This window comes from Acinetobacter towneri (genome assembly GCF_017498585.1).
Lineage (GTDB): Bacteria > Pseudomonadota > Gammaproteobacteria > Pseudomonadales > Moraxellaceae > Acinetobacter > Acinetobacter towneri.
On sequence record NZ_CP071766.1, the window covers coordinates 1,578,060 to 1,602,618 of the forward strand.

The following is a 24,559-nucleotide window of genomic DNA, read 5'->3' on the forward strand; positions in this document are numbered from 1 at the left end:
GTTCATTTTTCAATGTTATAGTGAATCATTATGCAAAATATGTATTTGAGATCATCCATTGAAACATCTATTACTGATCTGCGGTTTGAGTTTTGCCAGTATTGCGACAACCCAAAGTGCCAATCTAACCACCACACCACAATTTAATGTGCCTGAAATAGGCAGTGGTGTGGGATTAATTGATCAGCAAAAAGAACGCAGTATTGGTGAAAAAGTCTATCGGGAAGTGCAGCGTAAAATGCCTGTCACGCAAAACCCGTGGCTGGAAGATCAATTAATCAATACGTTTTCGCATCTACTCAGCCAAACTCAATTGGGGCAACCCATTGGGCTACTCATTATCAATGATCCACAAATTAATGCTTTTGCTGTGCCGGGTGGTTTATTTGCGTTAAACACAGGTCTTATTAATTCTGCCCGTAATATGGATGAAGTTGCGGGCGTGATGGCGCATGAAATTGCGCATGTGTCGCAACGTCATTACAGTCGCTCTCAAGAGGCATTTAAAGGACAGGGTTTGTTGGCACTCGCTGGGGTTGTGGTTGGGGCATTGGTTGCCTCACAAGCCGATGGTGATGCAGGCGCAGCGGTGATGATGGGTTCTCAAGCCGCTTTAATGGATCAGCAATTGACTTATAGCCGTAATCAGGAACGTGAAGCAGACCGTATTGGCATGCAATATATGTATAGCGCAGGCTATAACCCACAAAGCATGGCAGACTTTTTTGAGGTGATGCACCGTACTACGAGTCGAGTGAGCTTCTTACCTGACTTTTGGTTTACCCATCCCTTAACCACAGAGCGGATGAGTGAGGCGCGTTTACGTGCCAATCAATTGCCACCAGTGCCAACCTCGCTGCGTGATGAAGACTTTGAGATTTTAAAGTTATATAGTTTGGTGGTTTCGCAGCAGGCGACAGAACAGCAGCTTAAAGCATTTGCAACCCGTAACCATTTTGCGGCGAATTTGGCTTTGGCTTATTTTTATAGCCAGCAAGGCGATTTTGTTTTGGCGCAACAAAGTATAGATCAGGCCAAAAGTCACAATCGTTTACATAATTTATTGACACTTATTCAAACTGACATTTATTTAGGGCAAAATAAAATTGATTTAGCGCTCAAAACAATTGGTTCACCTGCGCGAATTATGCCTGAAAATCGTGCGCTGAATTATAAATGGGCCGAGGTTTTGATTCGTCAAAATCAAACTACGCAAGCAGAAAGTATTTTGAAGGATTTCTTGCAAAAAAATCCACGTGATTTATCGGCATGGAATTTAATGCAGCAAGCGGCAAATATAGACCGAAGCTCTGCATTACGCACGGTAAATGTGTTACGGTATCGTGCAGAAGTACAGTATTGGTCAGGTTGGGAAGAAGAGGCAATTAAATCATTACTGCACGCGCAGCGTTTAGCCAAAGACAATCAGGCGATGTCGGCAAATATAAAAAACCGTGTGACTGAAATGCAAAGAGAACGACAGTTAAAAATATAAGTCGGGCGTACATACGGTGGCATAACAATAAAGAAAAGGAGTTTAAGAATGATTGAGGGACAATGTTTATGTGGTGCGGTGTATTACCGTTACCATGCCGAAATTGAAAAAACAATATTATGTTTTTGCCAGCATTGCCGTCGTGCGCAAGGCGGTATTATGGGATGGAATAGTCCAGTGGCACGCGAACATTTTGAAGTGGTGCGTGGCTTAAAATATCTAAAAGAATATTTTCATAGTCCCAATAAAGCACGGGTATTTTGTCAGGAGTGTGGCAGCCCGATTTATTCTTATCGGCTAGATTTACCCGATATTATTCGCTTACGCTTAGGGACAGTGACTCAAGGCAAAGTTCCCGAACCATGTGAGCAAGCATTTGCGCAATACAAACCCAACTTTTTGGCAATTGAGTCGTGTGAATAGTTATTCACCGAATATACAATGCTAAAATAGAACTTGAGTTGAAACGACCCTGACTTGAAAATGAAAAAATATATTTATTTATGCCTTACTTTGGGGATGACCTTGCAAAATGTCTATGCTGCGAGTGCAGAGCAGTATGTGTTGGCTGTTGAAGAAATTAATGCGCAATATAAACAAGATACCCGACAGTTTTTACGAGGCTTAAACCCACAACAGCAGGGTTTTAATCCGCAGCAACAGCAGCAGTTTTGCGGCATTGTTAGTCGTTATGTTGATCGTTTATATCAGGCAGCAGATGAAAACCGTGCCTATTTGGATCGTCGTTATCAGAATATTAATAAACAGGACGTGATTCAGCAGGTCAGCACATCTAAAGAAATGCAATTACTGAAAAAATATCAAGTGAACTGCGATTTAAAGTAAAAAGTTAAAGCAGAAGTGTCTAAGGGTGAATAGATAATCTATCTCATCCTAGGTTTAGCATTTTACTTAATAGCATTAGATAGAAAGATTAAAGCGGGCTTAATCTGACATTTAAATCAGTGTTCGGAGAAGCACAAATTTGGGGTGAGCTAATTAGCTTAATTTGGCTTTAATTTTGGCAGATACTTGAGCAGGATCGGCGCGCCCGGCTATGAGCGGACGCAGAGAGTTCATCACCTTACCCATATCTTTCATGCTAGTAGCTTGTTGCGCTTCAATGGTTTGCGCAATCATGGAATCAAGTTCTTCCTCAGTCATAGCTTCTGGTAGAAACTGAGATAACACCTCAATTTCGGCTTGTTCCTTACTAGCTAAATCTTCTCGGCCAGCGCCTTCAAAGGCTTTAACCGATTCTTTACGTTGTTTAATTTGCTTTTCAATGACCGCAAGAACCTGAGCATCGTCAAGCTCTTTGCGCTCATCGACTTCGATTTGCTTAATTGCCGCCTGTAAACTACGAATTACCGTTAACTTATGCATTTCTTTGGCGCGCATTGTCGCTTTCAAAACGTCAGTAATTTGGTTTTTCAAAGTCGTCATCATTTAATCCAGACAGGCAATCACAAATTAATTAGTAAAGGCGAGTAGTACGTACTGATTCACGCGCCAATTTCTTTTGGTAGCGTTTAACAGCAGCAGCTTTTTTGCGCTTACGTTCTTGAGTTGGTTTTTCGTAGAATTCACGCTTACGTACGTCAGCTAAAACACCTGCTTTTTCGCAAGAACGTTTGAAACGACGGATAGCTACGTCTACTGGTTCGCCTTCTTTCAATTTAACTTGTGGCATGAAGAATCCTCATTAAGTTATGGATAAGATCTGGGCGAAATTGCCCACGATCACAAGTGAAGGTCAGTATTTTACTCATTTACATCTCATATCACAAGTCTATAATAGGTTTCGCAATAGAATTGATACAGGTTATAGGCAATTTAATGATCGTTTTAGGCTTAGAAACATCTTGTGATGAAACAGGACTTGCACTGTATGACAGCGAGTTAGGTTTGCGCGGGCAAGTACTGTATAGCCAAATTAAATTGCATGCAGAGTATGGTGGTGTGGTACCCGAACTGGCTTCACGTGACCATGTGCGCAAACTTATTCCTTTAATCAATCAATTGCTTGAGCAGAGCCAAGTCAAAAAATCTGAAATTGATGCAGTGGCTTATACCCGTGGGCCGGGGCTAATGGGCGCACTCATGACAGGCGCATTATTTGGACGAACTTTAGCTTTTGCCTTAAATAAACCTGCAATTGGGGTGCATCACATGGAAGGGCACATGCTTGCACCATTATTGTCTGCGACACCGCCAGAATTTCCGTTTGTCGCTTTATTGGTTTCGGGTGGACATACACAGCTCATGGCAGCTTATGGCATTGGCCAATATGAATTGTTAGGCGAGTCGATTGATGATGCTGCAGGCGAGGCTTTTGACAAAGTTGCCAAAATGATGGGTTTACCGTATCCGGGTGGGCCAAATATCGCCAAACTAGCTGAACAAGGCGATGCCAAAGCTTTTGAATTTCCACGTCCAATGTTGCACCAAGGCTTAGAATTTTCATTTAGCGGTTTAAAAACTGCGGTTTCAGTACAAATGAAAAAGTTAGGTGATGAAAACCGTGATGCCGATATTGCGGCAAGTTTCCAAGAAGCGATTGTTGATACTTTGGTGAAAAAATCGGTAAAAGCTTTAAAACAAACAGGTTTAAAACGCTTGGTGATCGCGGGTGGGGTGAGTGCAAATACTCGGTTACGTGAGCGTTTAGAAGCAGATTTAGCTAAAATTCGTGCAACGGTTTATTATGCAGAACCTGCATTGTGCACCGACAATGGTGCAATGATTGCTTTTGCGGGCTATCAGCGTTTAAAAGCAGGGCAGCAAGATGGTTTATCGGTTACGACTACACCACGTTGGCCGATGACGGAGCTTACCAATCCAACTGCGGGTTAAGTTGTTCGTAGCATAAAATCAATCAGAGGCAATAATCTGCCTCTGACTTTATATGCTAAATTTTTACATTAATATTAGAAACGAATACTTAAGACTTAGCGAACTGCGTCCATTAAACCTTTGGTAAGATCTTTCATCATGCCTTGCATCACAGCATTCCCTGCATTTGTACAGTTTTCTAATTTTTTACCTTCTAGTGATTTACCTTGATTGGCCATTTCTTCGCACTTCTGCAAAACTTTTTTAGCTTCATCTAAGTTCTCGGCATAATACTCTTGCGTTTTCACTTGTGTACATGCTGTAAGCGTTGTAATTAAACTTACTGTAATTAACAAATTTTTAAATTTAAACATTATTTTTTAACCGTTGTTTGTTTTAAAGAGATTGCATCTTAAGCGAATAATGGGTTCATAAAATAATACAATGGACTAAAGTTGATCTTATTAAGTAAAATTAAATAATTGCAATATAAATATTTTTAATTTTTTTGAAGTTTTATAGTCATATTCTATCCCAAACTTTATTTCACGTATTGGTTTCAAATAGAACTGCTTTATTTTTTTTGTGCACTCATCCTACAATTTATAGAAATCCATAAAGTAGCTGACAGCAGTATTTAAATCTGTGAATCCTGTCCAATTGTTGTGTTTTCAACTTTAAACTATGATTTTTGGTAGATATTTAATATAAAACTAATTGAGATAAACATGCGATTTAAAAATACATTTTGCATTATTTGTGTGATGGGGATGATGGTATTGACCGCTTGCGAGGGCGCTGAGTCAATACAGCAAAATATAAATAGTACAGAAAATCAGCCGAGTTCAGTGACAGCCCAACAGGTCGAAGTACCGACTCGTTTGACTACTGTAGCAACTCATCCTTCGGCTATCACACCTGAAGCGACAGTACCGCAAGAAGTATATGTAGGAGAGCCGACTGTGGCAGAAATGCAGGCGCATGGCGAAGAATTTTATAAAGACACATTGGCACGGATTGCTGCAGAACAAGGTCAGTAGTCGCTCAGTCATTTAGCGCGTTTAAATAGAGTGGGTTGCTGACTATCTTCTATATGCAAACAACCCATTAAAATATTTAAAGTGCTTTAAGTTGCTGCGAGCCAATCCAGTGTTTAGAAAATTGATAGGCAGCACGCCCTGAACGCTGTCCACGTGCCTGACACCATCTTAATGCTTCTGCACGTACTTCGGCAGTCATTGGCATTTCGGCTTTGTGTAAATAATGCTCCACAATTTCTAAATATAGATTTTGATCCATTGGATAAAACGACAGCCATAGACCAAAGCGATCAGACAGTGAAATTTTCTCTTCAATTGCTTCTTGAGGATGCAACTCAGTATATTGTGGTACATCTACACGAGTGACAGGTGTATTTTCATGCATAAATTCAGGTAATAGATGACGTCTGTTACTGGTTGCATAAATAATAAAATTACTGGAACCTGATTGTAATGAACCATCTAAAACACTTTTTAAACTACGATAATTTTCATCTTCTGCGTTAAAAGCTAGATCATCACAGTAGACAATAAATTTTTCAGGACGATGCTGAATGATTTTTTGAATTTCTGGCAATTCAGACAAATCATCGCGTTCAATTTCAATTAAACGTAATCCTTGATTGGCATACTCGGTCAATAGGGCACGTACAATAGATGATTTTCCCGTACCGCGTGAGCCTGTAAGTAACACATCATTGGCAGGTAAGCCATTTAAAAACTGCAAGGTGTTTTGAATGACTTTTTCTTTTTGCTTTTCGATGCCTTTTAAATCATCTAAATCAATTTTTCTTGGTTGTTGAATCGCTATCAATTGTCGATCTTGCCATTTGAATGCGATGGCGGAAAAGTCGGTTTCTTGTTTTAAAGCAGGTAAACTTTGCTGTAGTTGTTGGAGTACATGAGAAAGTGATAATAAGATGTTGTCGGGTAAATCTAGGTTTGCCATGATAATTCAGCTTAAAAAATGCAGATCAGATTGCTACACTTTAAGACTAGCGCAATTGACCTAGATTTGACAATCAAAGTGTGAATCGAGTCATTGACGCGTATTACAATTTTTTAGATATTGTTGTGTATAGTAGGCATAGGCAAGCGTAGTGCTGCGAATAAACCAACGGATTGAGGAATGCTATGTTATTTAAAGATTTCACCGAAGATGTTAATCCGCATCAAGCCTATCGCATAAAAAAACTCAAGCGCCAAATTCAAAATGCCGAATCGTATGAAGAATGGAAAAGTATTGCCATTCGTATAGATGAAGAAACTGGTGCGCAAGAATGGAAATATGACAACAGTTCGCCATATTTTGATGCGGAAATTATCTCGCATCGTTTAAATTTATTACGCCGTTATCGCACCACCGAACGCAGTCACGATTTAATTTATATTTTGCGTGAAGGTTTAACTTTTGACATCGCCAATATTGCCCATCCGATGTTGTTTACTGCAACCTATGTGGGTACTAAAAAAATTATTGAAGATTATGTGGATGAAGTCAGTAAAAGTTTGGCTTTTGTCGCTTCAGATGAATGTCAGGCTTTAACCAAAGTAGAAAAAATAGAGTTTTTTCAGCAATGCCAAACTGCATACGGACAACCTGCCTTGATGTTCTCTGGTGGGGCAACGCTAGGTTTGTTTCATACAGGTGTTTGTAAGGCCTTACTTGAACAGGATTTAATGCCTAAAGTGCTGTCGGGTTCGAGCGCGGGTGCAATAATGACTGCAATGCTAGGCATCGCAAAACCTGAAGAAGTACAGCATATTTTGGGTGGTGAGTCATTTTTCCACGAAGCATTTCAGTTTAGACAAATGCGCGAAATTCTTAAAGGCAATGGTGGAATTGCCGATGTGCATTATTTAAAAAAATTCCTGATCAAAAACTTGGGCGATACCACGTTTGAAGAAGCTTTTCAAAAATCAGGTTTGCATATTAATGTGGCGGTTGCGCCTTATGATGCATCGCAAGACTCACGCATTATGAACAGCTTCACTGCGCCAGATTTGTTGGTTTGGAGTGCGGTGTTGGCCTCGTGTGCTGTGCCAATTTTATTTCCACCAGTACGTTTAACCAACAAGCGTTATGATGGCGAACACACTCCATATATGGGTAAAACCCGTTGGGTGGATGGCAGTGTGCGTAGCGATTTCCCACAGGAAAAAATGGCACGTTTGTATAATATTAACTACACCATCGCCAGTCAGGTCAATCCGCATGTAGTGCCTTTTATGCAGGATGATATTAAGCGTTATCGTAAAGATATGCTGAGTTGGCCAGAACGGATTATTCGTCGTCAGGGCAAAGTCATTAGTCGTGGGGTAATGGATTTTGTACGTGAGCGCGCAGGAGCTGTACCGCCAGTGCGTCGTTTGCTAGATCATGGCTATGGCATTGTCGATCAACGCTATTATGGTGATGTGAATATTGTAGGAAGCTATAACCTGCGTCATTACAGCTATATGTTGCAAAACCCGAAACCACATTTATTTAAAATTTTACAGCGTGAAGGCGAGCGTGCGACTTGGCCGAAAATTTCATCGATTGAAACGCATGCACGTGTCGGTAAAACTTTGCAACATTGCTTAGAATTATTAAATGCACCTCAAATAGAGGTATCCACCGAAGTCGCAGCAGAAATGCGCACTGGCGCAAGTGTTGTTTAATGTTTTAAATTTGGATGTTCAACAGCTAGATACTGCGCAGTTCGAGTTGCGCAGTAAAGCGCAAAGTTTGCAACATGGTCGGCATATTTATCGTTTTGAACATCAAGGGCAGTTTTATTGGCTGAAAGCCCAACAACAGGGAGTTTATGCGACAGTAGAGCAGGGCTTTGCACAAGAATGGAACTTTTATAAACAGTACGCGCAATCATCACATTTATCTTTTTTATTGCCATGTGAATTGATGGATGCTGCACCCATTCATATTCAGCCGCAGGGTAATTCACATGACATTTCATCGCATTATTCACAGGTCTATTCACGTGCTTTAATTCTGTCTGAGGCGCAAGCTATTTTTGCGATGGGTAATCTACCTGAATATACAGAAGCGATTAAACACATATTTTTGCGTGTCTTTGAAGCAGTGGATGCATTGCATCAATTGGGTTGGATTCATGCCGACTTAAAAGCTGAACATATTGTGCAGTTAGATGGGCAAATCAAACTGTTAGATTTTGAGCAAGCACAGCAAGTTGCAGATATTCAATGTCAGGGGATGACCGCCACACCACGTTATATGGCGCCAGAATTATTTCACGGACAGCCTAAAACTGCACAAAGTGATATTTATGCGTTAGGCATTATTTTTTATGAGTGGTTAACGCAACAACGCTTACAGGCAAAGAGTTACCACGATTGGGCATATTTGCACTGTCAAAGATTGCATATTCAACTTCCCATACATCTACAAGCATTTTTACCACTGCTGAATCACATGTTGGCAAAGTCTTATTCGCAGCGTGCAACGAGTATTGCAGAGTTGAAATTATGGCTTAGTGGCTGAATATGCTTAAGAAAAAATCAAAAAATAGTTTTTTGTTTTTTATTTAAACAGTCATTGTGCTTTTTTATAAAAAAGGCTTGTCATCAGGAAGTGATCTCTATAATATACACAGCCATCGGGGACGTGGCGAAATTGGTAGACGCACTGGATTTAGGTTCCAGCGCCGCGAGGTGTGAGAGTTCGAGTCTCTCCGTCCCCACCACTTAAATATCAAGTCAGCTTGATTTTAAGTTACAGAGGATTGGTGTAATGGTAGCATGACGGTCTCCAAAACCGTTCGTCAAGGTTCGAATCCTTGATCCTCTGCCAAATTAAAATCCAACAACTCAGTTGGTACCCGATGTTGGGGACGTGGCGAAATTGGTAGACGCACTGGATTTAGGTTCCAGCGCCGCGAGGTGTGAGAGTTCGAGTCTCTCCGTCCCCACCATACATTAAAGAGCAAGGCAATGACCTTGCTTTTTTATTGCCTGTTATTTTAGCTTTAAATCATTGCATCTCTTTGACAAGGCTTAGATGTATTTTAAGATTTAAAGTTCAGTATAAAAAAAAGCCCATAAACAGGTTATGGGCAAGATCATCTTTAAGTGTTGATGAAATACGATTTGAATTTTTATTTTTGCATCCTATCAAGTTCAACCGTTATCGCATACTTATCTATATTGTATAAGTACTTATGCTTTTAAATGGTCTTCAAATTCCTCGCCTAATTTCATTGCTAAAGCATTACCAGAAAGCTCGCAAGTGACCAAACCATATTCTTTTTGAAAGCTAAATGTGAAACCGTGACCATCCGCCAAATTTTTGACTGAATAACCTAATTTTTCTAACCAAATACGAAACGCAATTAAATTTTTTGCTTTAACAACTTTTTTCACGAGAGAACTCCTATCCATTTATTTAATTATTAATAGGGATATTTCTTGAATTTTTAAAGGGCAGAAATGTATTTCTTTGACATTTTTTTCACTGATTTTTAGAAATCTAAAGTCCTTTTAAGCAATTAGAATATTTTAAAAGAATTATTTATTTGTAAATTATTGATATTTATTATTTTAACTGAGGTGGCGTAATTAATTTTAAGGTCTTAGATATATTGCCAAAAGATGACTTGGAAATAATTTGTTAATGATTTTTGGTTTTAGACTGTATTTATTTTCAGCATGAACACATGAAGATTTTCCATTGTTTTCATGCAAAGCTTTAATTTAGCGCAATGCATATCAGTGTGGAGCATGTCGGCACCAAATGGACATTAGCTTATACTATGGTTGAGTTTGAAGATTTGGAAAATAAACATGACTGCACAAACAATCCAACAGCAGGCTGAGTACATAGTGAAGCAGATGCAAAATCAAGGGCTAGAGCCTTTTGCTGTGATGCTTGGGCATGAAGATTGGTTACTGTTTTCCTCGCAATCCAAAGTGGCTTATACGCCTTTTGGCAGCGCACGCCGTTATCAGCCTGCATTGTCCAATTTACTTTTGGTGCGGGTCGATGAAATGAATGCTGTGCGTGTGGTGACGCAAACTCAATTAGATGAGTTTGCTGCCAGTAATCAGATTTTATAATCCGAGAGAAATATCAGATGCTTTATGATCAAAGCATCAATTTAAAAGTTGTCTTTGAGTTCACGTAATTTCTGAAATTCTTCGACACTTTCGGCTCTTAAAAATGGATTGGTTTCCAGTTCTAGTTCGATGCTGCTTGGCAAAGTGGGTTGATTAAGCATGCGTAAACTTTCAATTTGTTGATAACGCTCTTGAATGGCAACATTGTCGGGTTCTACATGCAGTGCAAATTGTGCATTCGCCAATGTATATTCATGGGTGCAATATACTCGGGTACGCGGAGGCAGCGCTGCCAAGCGGTTTAAAGATTGATACATTTGCAAATATGTACCTTCAAAAACACGCCCACAGCCCATCGCAAATAAAGTGTCGCCACAGAACAATACATCCAACGCCTCTATAAAATACACAATATGCCCCAAGGTATGTCCCGGAACGGCAATAACATCGACCTGTAAATCATGAAAATTGATATGGTCTTGGTTTTGTAAAGGATGCGTGATAAACGGAATTTTGCTCAATTCTTCACGTGGCCCATAAACAGGTAAATTACGTTCTGCAATGAGTTCAGGCACACCGCCAATATGGTCTTGATGCCAATGCGTCAACCAAATTTGCGCGATCTCTAAACCATGATTTTGGCAAAAACCTTCAACAGGTTTGGCATCAGTTGGGTCAACCACCACCACTTGTTTGCTGGCACAATGTTCAAGCAACCAAATATAGTTTTGTGATGGTTTCTGCGCATCAATAAGATGAACTTGGTAGTGCATGCTCAGTTCCTGAAACTTAATCGCTTGTGGCTATTACAGCATGCTTTTGCGGGCGTGTAAAAGTGTATCCCCAAGTGTCTGAGTATCGCTTTGCTATGTGACCACTTGATGATGAACAAGAGATGTAAAGATAAAATAGAAATAAAAATCAAATCCATAAAAAATGCCGTGTTTAACACGGCATTTTACAACAGAGATTCGGTGAAGTCTTAGCGGATTTTTGCCAAGAAACGACCTAAACGTGTCATTGCTTCACGTAATTCATTTTCTGCTGGCAAGAACACCACACGGAAATGATCAGGCGTTGGCCAGTTAAAACCTGTACCTTGAACCAACAAAACTTTTTCTGCTTTGAGTAAATCGAGCATTAACTTTTCGTCATCTTCAATTGGATAGACGTTTGGATCAAGTTTCGGGAAGCAATACATTGCACCCTCAGGTTTGACACAAGACACGCCAGGAATGTCGTTCAGCATTTCCCATGCAATGTTACGTTGTTCGTATAAACGACCACCCGGACGAATCAAGTCATTGATAGACTGATAACCACCCAATGCTGTTTGAATCGCGTACTGCGCCTGATGGTTGGCACACAAGCGCATAGACGCCAACATGTCTAAACCTTCAATGTAGTCTGCAGCGCGTGATTTATCGCCTGTAATCGCCATCCAGCCTGAACGGAAGCCCGCAATGCGATACGATTTAGACAAGCCATTAAATGAGATACAGAGTTGATCACCCGCTAAAGCTGCAACCGCAACATGCTCAATGCCGTCATAAATAATTTTGTCGTAAATCTCATCGGCAAATAAAATTAAGTCATATTTTTTTGCCAATGCTACAATTTGTTCCAACACATGACGTGGATAAACCGCACCCGTTGGGTTATTCGGGTTAATAATGACAATACCGCGCGTATTTGGCGTGATTTTGCTTTCCATATCGGCAATGTCTGGATACCAAAAGTTTTCTTCATCACATTTGTAGTGAATAGCAGTACCGCCCGATAAATTCACTGCCGCAGTCCAAAGCGGGTAGTCAGGCATTGGTACCAGCATTTCATCGCCATCGTCCAACAAGCCTTGCATCGCCATAACAATCAGTTCAGACACGCCGTTGCCTATATACACATCATTGACATGCATATCGAAAATGCCTTTTTGCTGATAGTACTGACAAATCGCTTTACGCGCAGGGAAAATCCCTTTGGAGTCGGTATAACCAATCGCATTAGGCAAATTCAATGCGACATCATTAATAATTTCCTGTGGCGCTTCAAAACCGAATGGGGCAGGGTTGCCAATATTCAGTTTAATAATTTTATGACCGGCCTCTTCCATTTCATTGGCCGCTCGTAACACAGGTCCGCGAATGTCGTAGCATACATGCTCAAGTTTTGATGATTTTTTTATTTCGCGCGGAGTCGTGTTACCTAGTACGGACATAGTTCCATCCAATGATTAGAAGATAAATAAATTATAGATTACTGAAATATCACAATCTATGCTGAAATTTAGCTAGATATTTTGCAAGGTCTAGCGTAAAAATGGAAGTACTGAAGCATGACACTGAATGTCAAAGATTTAAAGGAGTTAGTGATGGGAAAACTCAATAAAACAGACCGAGAATGGCAAAGAGAGTTATCACCAGAGGAATTTCGGATTACACGTCAAAAAGGCACGGAGCCTGCTTTTACGGGGAGATATTGGAATACTAAACAAGAGGGGATTTATACCTGTCGTTGTTGCGGTACAGCGCTATTCTCATCTGAAACAAAATATGACAGCGGTAGCGGTTGGCCAAGTTTCTATCGTCCAATCCAGCCTGGGGTGATTGAAGAACATCAGGATGGTTCGCACGGCATGCAGCGTACTGAGATTGTTTGTCATCATTGTGACGCACATTTAGGGCATGTTTTTGATGATGGTCCACAGCCAACAGGATTGCGCTATTGTGTCAATTCGGCTTCTTTAGAACTCAAAACACAAGAAAAAAATGATGAGGGAAATTATCCATGACCAACATTTATCAGTTTGAAGCTGAGTTGTTAGATGGACAAAATAAAGCCTTTAGCGATTATGAAGGGAAGGTTTTGTTGATTGTAAATACAGCCAGCAAGTGTGGTTTTACGCCTCAATTTGCGGGTTTGGAAAAGTTATACCAACAATATAAAGACCAAGGTCTGGAAGTTTTGGGCTTTCCGTGCAATCAGTTTGGTGGGCAAGATCCAGGCTCCAATGAGCAAATTGGGAGCTTCTGCCAAAAAAACTATGGTGTCAGTTTTCCAATGTTTAGCAAAATTGATGTGAAAGGTCCTGAAGCACATGCGATTTTCCGTTACCTGACCAATAACAGTAAAGGTATTTTGGGCAACGGAATTAAATGGAATTTCACCAAGTTTTTAATTGGCAAAGATGGCAAGGTGTTGAACCGTTTTGCTCCGACCACAAAACCTGAAGATTTGCAGGCGGAAATTGAAAAGGCTTTACGATAAAGGCTTGCGCTTGTGCAAGTAAGATAATTAAGGCGATCAGATGATCGCCTTAAATTTAATTGAAATCATTAACTTATAAAATCGCTTTAAGACGTTGAATTACTTGTTCACATTGCGCCAAATCTGCAACCAAAGCTAAGCGAACATGGTTTTCACCCGGGTTACCTTGTGCGGTTTCACGAGATAAATATCGCCCTGGCAGCACTTTAATATGGGCTTTTTCCATCAATATTTTGGCAAAATTTTCATCATGGTCGACTTTGAGCCAGTAATAAAAACCTGCATCTGGTTTTTTTAATGGCAGTAAATGCCCAAGTTCCGTTTGGAATAATTCAAACTTGGCGCGATATTGTTGACGATTATCTTCAACGTGCTGTTCATCATCCCAAGCTGCAATAGATGCCAATTGATGTTGTACAGGCATTGCCGCACCATGATAGGTACGATATTGCAAATAAGGTTTTAATAAGTTGGCATCGCCCGCAACAAAGCCTGAACGCATGCCGGGTAAGTTTGAGCGTTTAGACAAAGAATGGAATACGATGCAGTTTTTGTAGTCATCGCGTCCAAGTTCGGCACAGACTTCCAGTAAACCTGTAGGCGCTTGGTCAAACCATAATTCTGAATAACATTCATCAGATGCAATGACAAAATTATATTGATCTGACAGGGCAATCAGCTTTTTAAATTGTTCTTTTGAAAGGACAGCACCCGTTGGATTTCCCGGTGTACAGACAAATAATAAAGCAGTTTTTTCCCAGACTTTTGCAGGTACAGCATCAAAATCACCCAAGTAATTATTGTCTTCGGTGCAATTGATGAAATAGGGTTGAGCACCTGCCAATAAAGTTGCCCCTTCATAAATTTGATAAAACGGATTGGGCATCACTACATAAGGCGCATCTTCACGTCGAATCAAGGCTTGTACAAAGGAAAAAATCGCTTCACGTGTACCTGAAACGGGGAGAACTTGAGTGTCTGGGTTAACTTGTTTTAAATGAAAGCGTTGTGTCAGCCAATGGGCAATGCTGTGACGTAATTCAGGCAGACCTTTGCTGTTCGGATAAGTCGATAAATGCTGAAAATTATCAATAATGGCTTGTTTGACAAATTTAGGTGCAGGATGTTTAGGTTCACCAATAGACAGTGGAATTAACGGCAAATTTGCAGGTTGTACGTCCTGAAATAGTTTGTTTAGCTTTTCAAAAGGGTAAGGATGTAATAAGGACAAACTTGAGTTCATGGATGTTCCGTAAATTGAAGTTAATGTTGACCACAGACCTGATTAGAGGCCTCATCTAAAGCAGCTTTGAGCTGGATTGCAAAGGTATCTGCTTCAGATTTTGTCATTGGGTTGCCATCTTTTTTGGTGACGAAGAAAATATCTTCGGCACGTTCGCCCAGGGTGGCAATTTTGGCGGAGTGAATATCTAAGCCTTGCATCATAAACAAGCCGCCAATTTTGGCGAGTAACCCGGGATGATCTAGTGTGGCAATTTCGACCATGTTTTGATTCAGCGCTGCATTGAAAGTCACTTCTACTGTATTTTCAATGTCAAAATGACGTAATTGACGCGGAATGCGGCGTTGCATCAAACCCGGATATTTATCTGACTGGCTCAAGGCATTCACTAAAGCCTCAATCACCATTTCTTCACGTTCAGGGTCTGTTAAGAGTGTGCCAAAACGGTCTAAGACCACGTAAGTATCCAAACTAAAGGCTTTGGTCGCAGTAATAATTCGTGCATCCTGAACGTCAAGGTTCATGCGGTCTAAAATAGCGACAGTTGTGGCAAATAGGTTAGGTTGGTCTTGCGTGTAAATAAAGATTTGTACTGCGTCTTGTGCTGATTTTCGGTGCGCGCGCATGAGCACTAATGGTGCAGGATTATCGCCATGCTCCAAAATCGCGCGGGTATGCCATGCAATTTCATCGGCAGATTCTTTAATAAAGTATTCATCGCCCAGTTCTTGCCAGACTTTTTCAACAGCACTGAGTTCAAAATCTTTAACCAGTAACTCGCTTGCCGCAAATTTGGTGTCTTCAATCAGCATTTGATAATCGACGGGACGCCCAAGTCCTGAGCGAATGACATCACGCGCTTGCGTATAAAGTTGGCGCATTAAGGATGCACGCCATGAGTTCCAGAGTGTTGGATTAGTCGCATTAATATCAGCAACCGTTAAGGTATAGAGATAATCTAAATGCTCCATATCTCCCATTTTTTCAGCAAATTCCTTGACCACATCGGGGTCAGAAATATCTTTTTTCTGTGCTGTGACTGACATCAACAAGTGATTTTTGACTAACCATGCCACAAGGTTACATTCACGTTCAGTAAATCCGTGTTTACGGCAAAACTCAATCGCATCTACCGCACCAAGTTCACTGTGATCACCACGACGACCTTTAGCAATATCATGGAAAATCGCAGCCAAATAAATAATGTCACGACGGGCTAAACGCTGAAATACCGAACTGACCACAGGAAAATCTTTCGCGAATTCAGGTTCTTTGAAGCGGCTTAAATTGCGGAGTAATAGTAAAATGTGCGCATCGACTGTATAAATATGGAATAAGTCGTATTGCATTAAACCTGTAATTTGACCAAAAGCGGGGATGTAATTGCCCAATACACCTAAGCGTTTCATAGTCACCAAGGTATTATACAAGCGGTGCGGTGAGCGCAAAATTGCCATAAACAGCGCTTGATGCGTTGGATCATCACGGAAACTTTGGTCAATACGCTTGGCTGCAAGTGTCAGCAGGCGCAGTGTTCGTGCGCGAATTCCTTCAATTTCAGGACGATTGGCCAATAAATAGAAAATTTCTAAAATTGCGCTTGGTTTTTCTGAGAAAATTTTGTGGTGCTGCACGGCAAGTTTGCCATCGACCAGTTTAAAATTTTCATTAATTTCTTCAATGTTACGTTCATAATTAGGCAAACGCGGGGTAATGACCGACTCATTAAAATAGGCCAGCAACATTTCATTTAAAGTGGAAACTTGCTGTGCAGAGCGATAATAACGCTTCATAAATTGTTCAATCGGGTAATTTTGCGGTTTACCTTCTTCTCGAACATAGCCAAAAGTTGCTGCAATATCTCGTTGATAATCAAACAATAAACGGTTTTCATCACGTTTGGTTAAACGATGGAGATGATGACGGATTTCCCATAAAAAGCTTTCGGCTTCTTCGAGTACACCCAATTCAAATTCTGAAATAAAACCTAAATGCACCAAGTCGTAAATACGATTGACGCGAAAATGGCGTTTGGCAATCCAGCCAATTTGGTTGATGTCACGAATACCGCCCGGAGCATTTTTAATATCGGGTTCTAAATTACTTTCGGTGTCATTGTGCTGCGCGTAACGCTTGCTTTGCTCCTCCATTTTGGCATCAAAAAAGGTTTTATCTGTCCAAGTCTGCGAAACAATACGACGCGGCCATTTGGCAAGCTGCTGATTTCCTGTAATTAAACGCGCTTCAATCAAGGCAGTTGCAACAGTTAAATCACTGGTTGCCTGAATCACACAGTCTTGAATAGTCCGCACGCTGGTGGCAGGTTTGAAGTTGCCAACATCCCATAAAGACGAAATAAAGGTCGAAATAAGTTGTTCTTGTTCTGCTGTAATTGCATCTTCCGATAACACCATAATATCGACATCTGAATAGGGCAGCATTTCTTTGCGCCCATAGCCACCTACCGCAAATAGGCTTAAATCGGTTTTGTCTAATTCAGCATGTTGCCATAAGAAAGTGAGCGCTTCATCAATCAGGTTAGAACGCGCCAAAATCACTTCACGAATGGATTGTCCATTTTCAAAACATTGTTGTAGCTGATTTTCGACATCGGTGCGCCATTGGTTAATGGCCTGAATGTCATGGTTGCTTTTTACATAATTCAGCAAGGGTAATGTAATGATCATGGACAATTCCGTTATGCAATGACGAGCTTAATTTTGATTTTCGTTTAAATGAACACGAACAGTGTCCGCAGTCTGCTGAGCTAGCTCACGCGCTTGCTCTGTGGTTTCTGCTCGCGCAGTGGCAACGCCCATACGACGACGTTCAAAACCTTCAGGTTTGCCAAATAAACGTAAATCTGTATCGGGATGTGCTAATGCAAGATTCAGGCCAGAAAATGAAAGATTTGTTGCATCGACACCTGCATAAATCACCGCACTGGCTGCAACGCTATGGCGTGTGGTATTGACAGGTAAGCCTAAAATCGCGCGGGCATGTAATTCAAATTCACTTTGGAATTGTGAAGCCAATGTCACCAAACCTGTGTCGTGTGGACGTGGAGATACTTCACTGAACCAGACTTTATCGCCTTTCACAAACAGCTCTACACCAAAAATACCGCAACCACCTAAGGCAGTAGTCACTTTGTGTGCAATTCGTTTGGCTTCAGTCAAGGCAGCATCACTCATGGCTTGAGGTTGCCAGCTTTCTACATAGTCGCCTGCATCTTGACGGTGACCAATTGGGTCGCAATATGAAGTTTCGATCGCACCAGTTTCTGGGTTTTTAGCACGTACGGTTAATAAGGTAATTTCAAAATCGAAGTCAATTTGTGATTCAACAATCACAGTGCCTTGATTGACGCGCCCGCCAGTCTGGGCATATTCCCAAGCTGCATCAACTTCATCAAAGCAAGTGACACGCGATTGTCCCTTGCCTGAAGATGACATCACAGGCTTCACAAAGTTTGGATAACCAATGTCATCACATGCAGCGCGGAAAGATTCGAGAGAATTGGCAAAGCGATAAGCGGATGTCGGCAAACCTAATTCTTCTGCAGCCAAACGACGAATGCCTTCACGGTTCATGGTCAAATTTACCGCTTTGGCAGATGGAATCACTGTTGCAATATTTTGCGCTTCAATTTCAAGTAAAACTGATGTCGCAATGGCCTCAATTTCAGGCACAATTAAATTGGGTTGAATTTTTTCAATCAGTTGTTTTAATTCTGTGGCATCTGCCATGTTTAAAGTATAAGCATAATGTGCGACTTGCATGGCTGGCGCATGGTCGTAGCGATCGGCGGCATGTACTTCTACGCCTAAGCGTTGCAGTGAAATTACCACCTCTTTACCGAGTTCCCCTGAACCCAATAGCAAAACTTTAAAAGCAGAAGATTGAAGGGGAGTACCAATGGTCACGCTCATGTGAATCGTCCTTGCTAAAGTGGGCTTTTAGCATAGCAGAACTGTTCCATGATTTAAGCCCTGTTTGCAACAAAATCATGATTTTGTCATCTACTTATATTGCATTCAGTGCTTTATAGTAATTAGGGCTGAATCCTGAAATAGCTCATTTGGACGATTCAACCTCTAAATTTCAGCAACATTAGAACGAAAATGGCACATAAGTATAAATTAAACCATAGGTGATGGCTGCAGTAAGCGTGGCAGGGACGATTTTCTTAAACTTAAAATACAAACCTGTGAGTACTAAAAAGCCAATTAACATCGCAAAACTTTTATTGGGTGTTTCAAGCAAAGGTGGCAAGGTTGCAACCACAAGCATAGAGCTAATTGCAGCAATACCAATACTGCCTAAAGCGATTTTAAGCCATAAAGCACCACGTTGTTGCGAGCCTTGTTGAAACTTCTGAATCACAAAGAATGGCCCAAAACGTGAGGCGAAGTTTGCGATACCGACTATAATACCGACCAAAATAATTTCTAAACTCATGATTTTGCTCCTGTATGTTCAGGGTCGGGTTGTTTTAAAACATAGTGTTTAAATAATCCCGCCAAAATACCTGAAGAAATCCCAATAAAAATTGCAGCAGATAAGTCAATAAAATAACAAGCTACGGCAGATACTAGAATGGTGATTCCCACGACAAAGGTGTGTTTCTTTTCAAATGCTGCCAATAAGAAGCTAAGGAATAAAGCGGGCAGTAAAAAGTCGAGCGCCGCTTGCAAAAACTGTGGCATTTTAGTGACTTGATCGGCAAATAATCCGCCTAACAAAGAGCCTAATGCCCAAGACAACCAACTAAATAAACTCAGTCCAAGCATCCATGATTCAGACCATTCCTGACGGCGCTGTGACAGTTTAATCATGCCTGAGGCAAAAACTTCATCGGTCAGACCCCATGACCAAATTGCAGTTTTTTTTAGGTTTAAACGATCTTGAATCAGGTTTTGTAAGGCCGGGCCGTAAAGTAAATGTCGAATATCCAAGGCGATTACCGTTAATGCGGTCATCCAGATTGAAGTTCCACTGCCCAATAAGGCAACGACTAAAAATTGACTCGCCCCTGCATACATCGAGCAAGATAAAAATAAGGCTTCCCATGCGCTAAAGCCGAATTGAGTTGCAGAAACACCAAAAGCAAAAGAAACAGGCAGATAGGTGAAAATAATCGCCTGACTATCTTTTGCACCTTGCCAAAAACTTGCTGCGGGCGCAGTTTGAATATTGTGTACGGACACGACACACCTTGTGGGAGAAAGTTGAACGATGGGTCAAATGAAGATTGTGTATTATACTTGAATTCATTAGCATGATGCCGAATTGTTTGTATGGGCGAACCGATATGTTGAAATTGAAAACACCTGTAATCCTGCTTGCTTCAATGTTATGCAGTAGCCTGTTATTGCAAGCGTGTAGCAATGACAACAACCCGCAAAAAACAGTAGAAATTAAGCCTGCGCCAAAACTCACCAATGATGCGACTGTGTATGCGCAAGCCGCGTGGGAATTAATGAATGAAGTTGAGCCGTACGTGTATCGTAAACAGCGTAACTTAATTGAAGATAAAGTCCGCAAACCTGCCCGTAAATTAAGTACCGACTGGCGTATTAATGTCAAAATGACCGACTCTGTAACGGAAGGGAAATATGCGCTGTGTCGTAAGGCCTTGACCAGTTTGGAAATTTGGGCACGTGCGACGATTGACAGTTCAAGCAGTCTTGCACAAAAACAAGCCGATTATGAACGTGATAAAAAACAATGTGCCGATGCTTTGGCGCATCCTGAATTGGGTAATACCGACCCGAAACAAAAGGGCAATGTGGTGCAGTCTTAGTTGAGATTATTTTGCATTGATGTGATGCAGAATCGCCTATAAAAAAACCTCGATGCTTACATCGAGGTTTTTTTATTGAATCAATGCTCGGCTGTAAGCATTGTTCTAAAACTAAACATAAAAACAATTAAACATTAAAACGGAAGTGTAAAACATCACCGTCTTGTACGATATAAGTTTTACCTTCCAAGCGCCATTTACCTGCTTCTTTTGCACCTGCTTCGCCGTTGTATTGTACGAAATCCTCATAAGCAATACATTCTGCGCGGATAAAGCCTTTTTCAAAGTCAGTGTGAATTACGCCTGCTGCTTGTGGTGCAGTTGCACCTACTTTCACTGTCCACGCGCGGACTTCTTGTACGCCTGCAGTAAAGTAAGTTTGCAGACCTAACAGCGCATAACCTGCACGAATCACTACGTTCAGCCCTGGTTCTTTCATACCAAGAGCTTCTAGGAATTCTGCACGGTCTTCATCTTCAAGTAATGAAATTTCGGCTTCAATTTGGTTGCATAAAGGCACCACAATCGCATTTTCTTCTGCAGCAAGTTTTTTGACTGCATCTAAGTGCGGGTTATTTTCAAAGCCATCTTCTGCCACGTTCGCAATATACATGGTTGGTTTTAAGGTTAATAAACCAAAACCACGAACCAATTTGCGTTCATCGTCATCTAAATTGGCTGCACGTGCAGGCTTGCCATCATCCAGTAAAGGTTGGATTTTTTCTAAAACAGCTTTGGTCGCTACGGCTTCTTTATCGCCACCTTTGGCAGATTTTGCTAAGCGTGTAATGGCTTTGCTCACCGTTTCTAAATCGGCCAACGCAAGTTCGGTATTGATGGTTGCAATGTCATCTAATGGGTCAATTTTACCATTTACGTGAATGACGTTTTCATCTTCAAAGCAACGAACTACATGCGCAATCGCATCAGTTTCACGAATGTTGGCAAGGAATTGGTTACCTAAACCTTCACCTTTAGATGCACCTGCAACCAAACCTGCAATATCCACAAATTCCATCGTGGTGGGTAATACACGTTGCGGATTTACGATTTCCGCCAATTTGTCCAAACGTGAATCTGGCACAGGTACAATGCCTGTATTTGGCTCAATGGTACAGAACGGGAAGTTTTCCGCTGCAATTGCAGCTTTGGTTAAAGCATTAAAAAGCGTAGATTTACCAACGTTTGGCAGGCCCACAATACCACAATTAAAACCCATGAATAACTCACAACGTGTTATTTAAAAATTAGGCACGATTTTACATGAAAGGGCAGATAAAGTCAGGTCATCGGACAGATGTTTCTCCAATCTAGCGTGCTTGATGCTGTACGTTGAATTTCTTTTCGGAATTGATTTTGAATTGCTGACTGTTTCGCCTGAATTTTGAATAAAAAGTACATTGTAATTATAAGAGGCTATGACTAAAGTATGACAAGCACAGTATTGATACTGCTTTGGATATCAAAATTTTAAATATGGAGATTTTATGCGCATCTTATACCAGTTTCCTTTGTCTCATTTTTGTGAGAAAGCTCGCTGGTTATTGGATCATAAAGAGTTAGATTATGATGCGCAAAACTTAATTCCAGGCGTGCATCGCGCTTTTGCCCAATTAAAAACAGGGCAAAATAAATTACCTATTTTACGTGATCAAGACCGCTGGATAGCAGATTCGACTCAAATTGCTTTATATCTAGATGATATTTACCCCGAACATGCCTTGTTACGCAGTGATGCCGAACAATATAAACATGCGTTGGCCATAAATACTTTGGCTGATGAATTGGGGCAGCATGTGCGTCGATGGGGGTTGGCGCATGCATTATCTGAAAGTGAAGAACCTTTGGAAATTTTAATTGGCGAAAAAGGCTATTTGCGTCAATTTTCTAAATATTCCAAGCCAATTATTAAAGCCTTGGTGTCTAAGGGCTATCAGCTCGATCAAGATAAAGTTGCAGAATCCAAACAGCGGATGGATGAATTAATTGTCATTTTAAATCAGCATTTGATTGATAATTACGGGCGTTATTTTGTGGGTGAGCGTTTAGGTTTAGCCGATATTTCAGTGTGTTCGATGCTTGCACCTATTTTGGAAATTTCTGGAACGCCGTGGGAAAAAGAACATGATGAAGTGATTTCTGAAGAATTTAAAGATTATAAAAAATATTTGCTGGATTTACCTTTAGGGCAATATGTTTCTCGTATTTATCAAACTGAGCGTAATGCACGTGTAGATTGGCGCGGTATTTAAATGTTATCGCCTCAGATAAAATACGCGCAATCTGCGCGTATTTTTTTGGATACTGATGTATAAAAACCTAAAACCAAGGATTAGAACAAAGAATTTAAGTTATTCAAATCAAAAGTCTGTACCAAATTTGGCAGGGTAGCTAAATCAAATTGAGTGTCTGATGTGCCACCAGTTAAATTGCCAAATGCATCGCCTAATGCAGGGACTAAGCTATCAATATTGATCTCTGAACTGGTTGTAGATGACGCACCTTGCAGTAAGTCGCTGATGTTAAAATCTGAACCAGAAATTAAGTTGTCAAAACCATCACTCAAGCCATCTAAGCTGAAACCACCAGTTGTATCTCCAGTCAGATTATTTAATAAACCACCTAGATCAAAGTCACTTGCAAGCTGACCTTCAGGATTAAGCAACGCAAGAATTGGTTCTAGAGCAGCGATATCTAGACCACCTAAATCACCACCGATGTTACCGCCAATTAAGCCGCTTGCCAGTTGCGCAATTTGTGCAATATCAAGATCGCCATTGCCTTGCATTAAACCGCCTACTAATTCAGCAATGACCGCGATATCCATACCGCCTAAACCGCCACCGATATTGCTGCCAATCAAGCCGCTTGCCAGTTGAGCAATTTGCGCAATATCAAGATCGCCATTGCCTTGGATTAAACCGCCTACAAGTTCAGCAATCACTGCGATATCTAGACCGCCTAAACCTCCACCGATGTTGCCACCAATCAAGCCACTAACCAGTTGAGCAATTTGAGCAATATCAAGATTACCCGTATTACCACCGATTAACCCACTCACTAATTGGGTGAGTTTCGTAATATCTAAATCACCTGCATTGCTGTCAATCATGCCGCTGAGTAAATTGGTGATGGAAGCAATATCGAAGCTACCACTATTGGATTGTGTCAGTTTGCTAATTAAGCTGGTGATATCTAAGTTGGTATTTGAGCTTGAAAATTGGCTGATTAGATTGGTTAGGCTAGAACTATCTAAGCTGCTGCCAGAGAGTAAACTTTTTAATAAAGAATCTAAGGTAGGTGTGGTCGAGGTCGAACCAGTCAGGCTGCCAAGCAAACCAGAAAAGGTATTGCTTAAAGAGCCACCACTTAAGAGTCCATCGAATAAAGAGCTGGTCTGAGTTTCTACGGTAAATACAGAGCTAATTTTATTTTCAGCAAGCTTAGAGATTTAAAAGCCATGACGATTCCTTGTATTTTTATTGGTTTTGTTGTGCTGCATTGTGCTTATTGTCGAGCGCATCTGTTTTAATACATTTCTATACACTTGTAAAAGATAGACGGTCGGGATTGTGAAAATTTATGAGTAGAATCGTTGTTTTGTTGAGTTTTTTAAATTTAAAAATTTGAAAATCAATAAATTAGAAAGCTGTTCCGTTTGTCTGTTAAGTTGCTCAAAACGATAAGCGGTGATCTGTTGAATCATAAACATTTTGCTTTAATAATGGAAAATAATTTTCGATAAAGATGCTTAGTCTGCAAAATAATTTAAGTATAATGGCAGCATGAGTTTAAAT

General features: G+C 40.7%; 26 protein-coding genes and 3 tRNA genes. 15 read left to right on the top strand and 14 right to left on the bottom strand.

The window, feature by feature from the left end; genetic code table 11:
• Positions 1–58: 58 nt before the first annotated feature.
• Genes J4G44_RS07550 through J4G44_RS07560 form a run of 3 tightly spaced genes read left to right on the top strand, consistent with a single transcriptional unit; the run spans position 59 to position 2,341 of the window.
• The gene (locus J4G44_RS07550; RefSeq protein WP_171324990.1) at positions 59–1,495 is read left to right on the top strand and encodes a M48 family metalloprotease; all 1,437 of its coding nucleotides are present in this window, start codon (positions 59–61) and stop codon (positions 1,493–1,495) included.
• Between the two features lie 48 nt (positions 1,496–1,543).
• Positions 1,544–1,918, top strand: coding sequence for a GFA family protein (locus J4G44_RS07555; protein ID WP_096902524.1), 375 nt, complete (start codon positions 1,544–1,546; stop codon positions 1,916–1,918).
• Positions 1,919–1,978: 60 nt separating this feature from the next.
• Positions 1,979–2,341 carry a hypothetical protein gene (locus J4G44_RS07560; protein WP_004971462.1) on the top strand — a complete coding sequence of 121 codons (363 nt, stop codon included), beginning with the start codon at positions 1,979–1,981 and terminating at the stop codon, positions 2,339–2,341.
• A gap of 153 nt (positions 2,342–2,494) precedes the next feature.
• Here the strand turns inward: J4G44_RS07560 and J4G44_RS07565 are convergent, their stop codons facing one another.
• Positions 2,495–2,941 carry a GatB/YqeY domain-containing protein gene (locus J4G44_RS07565; RefSeq protein ID WP_154321276.1) on the bottom strand — a complete coding sequence of 149 codons (447 nt, stop codon included), beginning with the start codon at positions 2,939–2,941 and terminating at the stop codon, positions 2,495–2,497.
• 31 nt (positions 2,942–2,972) lie between these two features.
• The gene (gene rpsU, locus J4G44_RS07570; RefSeq protein WP_001136722.1) at positions 2,973–3,188 is read right to left on the bottom strand and encodes a 30S ribosomal protein S21; all 216 of its coding nucleotides are present in this window, start codon (positions 3,186–3,188) and stop codon (positions 2,973–2,975) included.
• Positions 3,189–3,334: 146 nt separating this feature from the next.
• Here rpsU and tsaD point away from each other — a divergent pair, with 146 nt between their 5' ends.
• Positions 3,335–4,351, top strand: coding sequence for a tRNA (adenosine(37)-N6)-threonylcarbamoyltransferase complex transferase subunit TsaD (tsaD, locus tag J4G44_RS07575; protein ID WP_004971458.1), 1,017 nt, complete (start codon positions 3,335–3,337; stop codon positions 4,349–4,351).
• Positions 4,352–4,446: 95 nt separating this feature from the next.
• Here the strand turns inward: tsaD and J4G44_RS07580 are convergent, their stop codons facing one another.
• The gene (locus tag J4G44_RS07580; RefSeq protein ID WP_004971457.1) at positions 4,447–4,704 is read right to left on the bottom strand and encodes an EexN family lipoprotein; all 258 of its coding nucleotides are present in this window, start codon (positions 4,702–4,704) and stop codon (positions 4,447–4,449) included.
• A gap of 354 nt (positions 4,705–5,058) precedes the next feature.
• Between J4G44_RS07580 and J4G44_RS07585 the strand changes: the two genes are divergently transcribed.
• Positions 5,059–5,370, top strand: a complete 312-nt coding sequence (locus tag J4G44_RS07585) for a hypothetical protein (protein WP_104851815.1) — start codon at positions 5,059–5,061, stop codon at positions 5,368–5,370.
• Between the two features lie 76 nt (positions 5,371–5,446).
• Here the strand turns inward: J4G44_RS07585 and J4G44_RS07590 are convergent, their stop codons facing one another.
• Positions 5,447–6,319 carry an ATP-binding protein gene (locus J4G44_RS07590; protein WP_096902520.1) on the bottom strand — a complete coding sequence of 291 codons (873 nt, stop codon included), beginning with the start codon at positions 6,317–6,319 and terminating at the stop codon, positions 5,447–5,449.
• Positions 6,320–6,504: 185 nt separating this feature from the next.
• Here J4G44_RS07590 and J4G44_RS07595 point away from each other — a divergent pair, with 185 nt between their 5' ends.
• The 5 genes from J4G44_RS07595 to J4G44_RS07615 all read left to right on the top strand — a co-directional run bounded on the left by J4G44_RS07595 (position 6,505) and on the right by J4G44_RS07615 (position 9,305).
• The gene (locus J4G44_RS07595; RefSeq protein ID WP_096902519.1) at positions 6,505–8,034 is read left to right on the top strand and encodes a DUF3336 domain-containing protein; all 1,530 of its coding nucleotides are present in this window, start codon (positions 6,505–6,507) and stop codon (positions 8,032–8,034) included.
• Positions 8,024–8,875: a serine/threonine protein kinase gene (locus tag J4G44_RS07600; RefSeq protein ID WP_180059792.1), complete on the top strand. Its 852-nt coding sequence runs from the start codon at positions 8,024–8,026 to the stop codon at positions 8,873–8,875. The genes J4G44_RS07595 and J4G44_RS07600 overlap by 11 nt, the downstream gene beginning before the upstream one ends.
• Before the next feature lie 117 nt (positions 8,876–8,992).
• Positions 8,993–9,077, top strand: a tRNA-Leu gene (locus J4G44_RS07605).
• A gap of 33 nt (positions 9,078–9,110) precedes the next feature.
• Positions 9,111–9,184: transfer RNA gene (locus tag J4G44_RS07610), tRNA-Trp, on the top strand.
• Between the two features lie 36 nt (positions 9,185–9,220).
• Positions 9,221–9,305 (top strand) — tRNA-Leu (locus J4G44_RS07615).
• A gap of 244 nt (positions 9,306–9,549) precedes the next feature.
• Here the strand turns inward: J4G44_RS07615 and J4G44_RS07620 are convergent.
• Positions 9,550–9,753, bottom strand: coding sequence for a hypothetical protein (locus J4G44_RS07620; protein ID WP_004971452.1), 204 nt, complete (start codon positions 9,751–9,753; stop codon positions 9,550–9,552).
• Positions 9,754–10,173: 420 nt separating this feature from the next.
• On the opposite strand from J4G44_RS07620, the gene J4G44_RS07625 reads away from it, so the two are divergent.
• Complete coding sequence (locus tag J4G44_RS07625; protein WP_104851819.1) at positions 10,174–10,446, top strand: hypothetical protein; 273 nt, start codon at positions 10,174–10,176, stop codon at positions 10,444–10,446.
• Between the two features lie 41 nt (positions 10,447–10,487).
• On the opposite strand, the gene gloB is transcribed toward J4G44_RS07625, so the two are convergent.
• Both gloB and J4G44_RS07635 read right to left on the bottom strand, forming a co-directional pair.
• Positions 10,488–11,219 (bottom strand): hydroxyacylglutathione hydrolase, encoded by a 732-nt coding sequence (gene gloB / locus J4G44_RS07630; RefSeq protein ID WP_207973550.1) that lies wholly within the window; start codon positions 11,217–11,219, stop codon positions 10,488–10,490.
• A gap of 209 nt (positions 11,220–11,428) precedes the next feature.
• Positions 11,429–12,664 (bottom strand): pyridoxal phosphate-dependent aminotransferase, encoded by a 1,236-nt coding sequence (locus J4G44_RS07635; protein ID WP_004971448.1) that lies wholly within the window; start codon positions 12,662–12,664, stop codon positions 11,429–11,431.
• Positions 12,665–12,817: 153 nt separating this feature from the next.
• Here J4G44_RS07635 and msrB point away from each other — a divergent pair, with 153 nt between their 5' ends.
• Positions 12,818–13,237, top strand: coding sequence for a peptide-methionine (R)-S-oxide reductase MsrB (gene msrB, locus J4G44_RS07640; RefSeq protein WP_096902313.1), 420 nt, complete (start codon positions 12,818–12,820; stop codon positions 13,235–13,237).
• Positions 13,234–13,713, top strand: a complete 480-nt coding sequence (locus tag J4G44_RS07645; protein WP_096902294.1) for a glutathione peroxidase — start codon at positions 13,234–13,236, stop codon at positions 13,711–13,713. The genes msrB and J4G44_RS07645 overlap by 4 nt, the downstream gene beginning before the upstream one ends.
• 73 nt (positions 13,714–13,786) lie before the next feature.
• On the opposite strand, the gene dapC is transcribed toward J4G44_RS07645, so the two are convergent.
• The 5 genes from dapC to J4G44_RS07670 form a co-directional block, all read right to left on the bottom strand.
• Positions 13,787–14,956, bottom strand: coding sequence for a succinyldiaminopimelate transaminase (gene dapC, locus J4G44_RS07650; RefSeq protein WP_004971444.1), 1,170 nt, complete (start codon positions 14,954–14,956; stop codon positions 13,787–13,789).
• Positions 14,957–14,976: 20 nt separating this feature from the next.
• Positions 14,977–17,643 carry a [protein-PII] uridylyltransferase gene (gene glnD / locus J4G44_RS07655; protein ID WP_180008169.1) on the bottom strand — a complete coding sequence of 889 codons (2,667 nt, stop codon included), beginning with the start codon at positions 17,641–17,643 and terminating at the stop codon, positions 14,977–14,979.
• A 27-nt stretch (positions 17,644–17,670) separates the two neighbouring features.
• A complete protein-coding gene (gene purT, locus J4G44_RS07660; RefSeq protein ID WP_179988445.1) occupies positions 17,671–18,888 on the bottom strand; it encodes a formate-dependent phosphoribosylglycinamide formyltransferase in 1,218 nt (405 codons plus the stop codon).
• Between the two features lie 181 nt (positions 18,889–19,069).
• Positions 19,070–19,417, bottom strand: coding sequence for an L-valine transporter subunit YgaH (gene ygaH / locus J4G44_RS07665; protein WP_179989735.1), 348 nt, complete (start codon positions 19,415–19,417; stop codon positions 19,070–19,072).
• Positions 19,414–20,151 carry an AzlC family ABC transporter permease gene (locus J4G44_RS07670; protein ID WP_171062558.1) on the bottom strand — a complete coding sequence of 246 codons (738 nt, stop codon included), beginning with the start codon at positions 20,149–20,151 and terminating at the stop codon, positions 19,414–19,416. Before J4G44_RS07670 ends, ygaH begins: the two co-directional genes overlap by 4 nt.
• 119 nt (positions 20,152–20,270) lie before the next feature.
• On the opposite strand from J4G44_RS07670, the gene J4G44_RS07675 reads away from it, so the two are divergent.
• A complete protein-coding gene (locus J4G44_RS07675) occupies positions 20,271–20,762 on the top strand; it encodes a hypothetical protein (RefSeq protein ID WP_026438320.1) in 492 nt (163 codons plus the stop codon).
• Between the two features lie 127 nt (positions 20,763–20,889).
• Here J4G44_RS07675 and ychF read toward each other — a convergent pair whose 3' ends face one another.
• Positions 20,890–21,981, bottom strand: a complete 1,092-nt coding sequence (ychF, locus tag J4G44_RS07680) for a redox-regulated ATPase YchF (RefSeq protein WP_179996543.1) — start codon at positions 21,979–21,981, stop codon at positions 20,890–20,892.
• Between the two features lie 268 nt (positions 21,982–22,249).
• On the opposite strand from ychF, the gene J4G44_RS07685 reads away from it, so the two are divergent.
• Positions 22,250–23,014, top strand: a complete 765-nt coding sequence (locus J4G44_RS07685) for a glutathione S-transferase family protein (protein WP_096902290.1) — start codon at positions 22,250–22,252, stop codon at positions 23,012–23,014.
• Positions 23,015–23,094: 80 nt separating this feature from the next.
• On the opposite strand, the gene J4G44_RS07690 is transcribed toward J4G44_RS07685, so the two are convergent.
• The gene (locus J4G44_RS07690) at positions 23,095–24,099 is read right to left on the bottom strand and encodes a hypothetical protein (protein ID WP_228291685.1); all 1,005 of its coding nucleotides are present in this window, start codon (positions 24,097–24,099) and stop codon (positions 23,095–23,097) included.
• Between the last annotated feature and the right edge of the window lie 460 nt (positions 24,100–24,559).

Bases quoted from the DNA above. Each gene is read 5' to 3' on its own strand.
- J4G44_RS07555 (WP_096902524.1), top strand. From the start codon at position 1,544: ATGATTGAGGGACAATGTTTATGTGGTGCGGTGTATTACCGTTACCAT.
- J4G44_RS07560 (WP_004971462.1), top strand. From the start codon at position 1,979: ATGAAAAAATATATTTATTTATGCCTTACTTTGGGGATGACCTTGCAA.
- J4G44_RS07565 (WP_154321276.1), bottom strand. From the start codon at position 2,941: ATGACGACTTTGAAAAACCAAATTACTGACGTTTTGAAAGCGACAATG.
- rpsU (WP_001136722.1), bottom strand. From the start codon at position 3,188: ATGCCACAAGTTAAATTGAAAGAAGGCGAACCAGTAGACGTAGCTATC.
- tsaD (WP_004971458.1), top strand. From the start codon at position 3,335: ATGATCGTTTTAGGCTTAGAAACATCTTGTGATGAAACAGGACTTGCA.
- J4G44_RS07580 (WP_004971457.1), bottom strand. From the start codon at position 4,704: ATGTTTAAATTTAAAAATTTGTTAATTACAGTAAGTTTAATTACAACG.
- J4G44_RS07585 (WP_104851815.1), top strand. From the start codon at position 5,059: ATGCGATTTAAAAATACATTTTGCATTATTTGTGTGATGGGGATGATG.
- J4G44_RS07590 (WP_096902520.1), bottom strand. From the start codon at position 6,319: ATGGCAAACCTAGATTTACCCGACAACATCTTATTATCACTTTCTCAT.
- J4G44_RS07595 (WP_096902519.1), top strand. From the start codon at position 6,505: ATGTTATTTAAAGATTTCACCGAAGATGTTAATCCGCATCAAGCCTAT.
- J4G44_RS07625 (WP_104851819.1), top strand. From the start codon at position 10,174: ATGACTGCACAAACAATCCAACAGCAGGCTGAGTACATAGTGAAGCAG.
- gloB (WP_207973550.1), bottom strand. From the start codon at position 11,219: ATGCACTACCAAGTTCATCTTATTGATGCGCAGAAACCATCACAAAAC.
- J4G44_RS07635 (WP_004971448.1), bottom strand. From the start codon at position 12,664: ATGTCCGTACTAGGTAACACGACTCCGCGCGAAATAAAAAAATCATCA.
- msrB (WP_096902313.1), top strand. From the start codon at position 12,818: ATGGGAAAACTCAATAAAACAGACCGAGAATGGCAAAGAGAGTTATCA.
- J4G44_RS07645 (WP_096902294.1), top strand. From the start codon at position 13,234: ATGACCAACATTTATCAGTTTGAAGCTGAGTTGTTAGATGGACAAAAT.
- dapC (WP_004971444.1), bottom strand. From the start codon at position 14,956: ATGAACTCAAGTTTGTCCTTATTACATCCTTACCCTTTTGAAAAGCTA.
- glnD (WP_180008169.1), bottom strand. From the start codon at position 17,643: ATGATCATTACATTACCCTTGCTGAATTATGTAAAAAGCAACCATGAC.
- purT (WP_179988445.1), bottom strand. From the start codon at position 18,888: ATGAGCGTGACCATTGGTACTCCCCTTCAATCTTCTGCTTTTAAAGTT.
- ygaH (WP_179989735.1), bottom strand. From the start codon at position 19,417: ATGAGTTTAGAAATTATTTTGGTCGGTATTATAGTCGGTATCGCAAAC.
- J4G44_RS07675 (WP_026438320.1), top strand. From the start codon at position 20,271: ATGTTGAAATTGAAAACACCTGTAATCCTGCTTGCTTCAATGTTATGC.
- ychF (WP_179996543.1), bottom strand. From the start codon at position 21,981: ATGGGTTTTAATTGTGGTATTGTGGGCCTGCCAAACGTTGGTAAATCT.
- J4G44_RS07685 (WP_096902290.1), top strand. From the start codon at position 22,250: ATGCGCATCTTATACCAGTTTCCTTTGTCTCATTTTTGTGAGAAAGCT.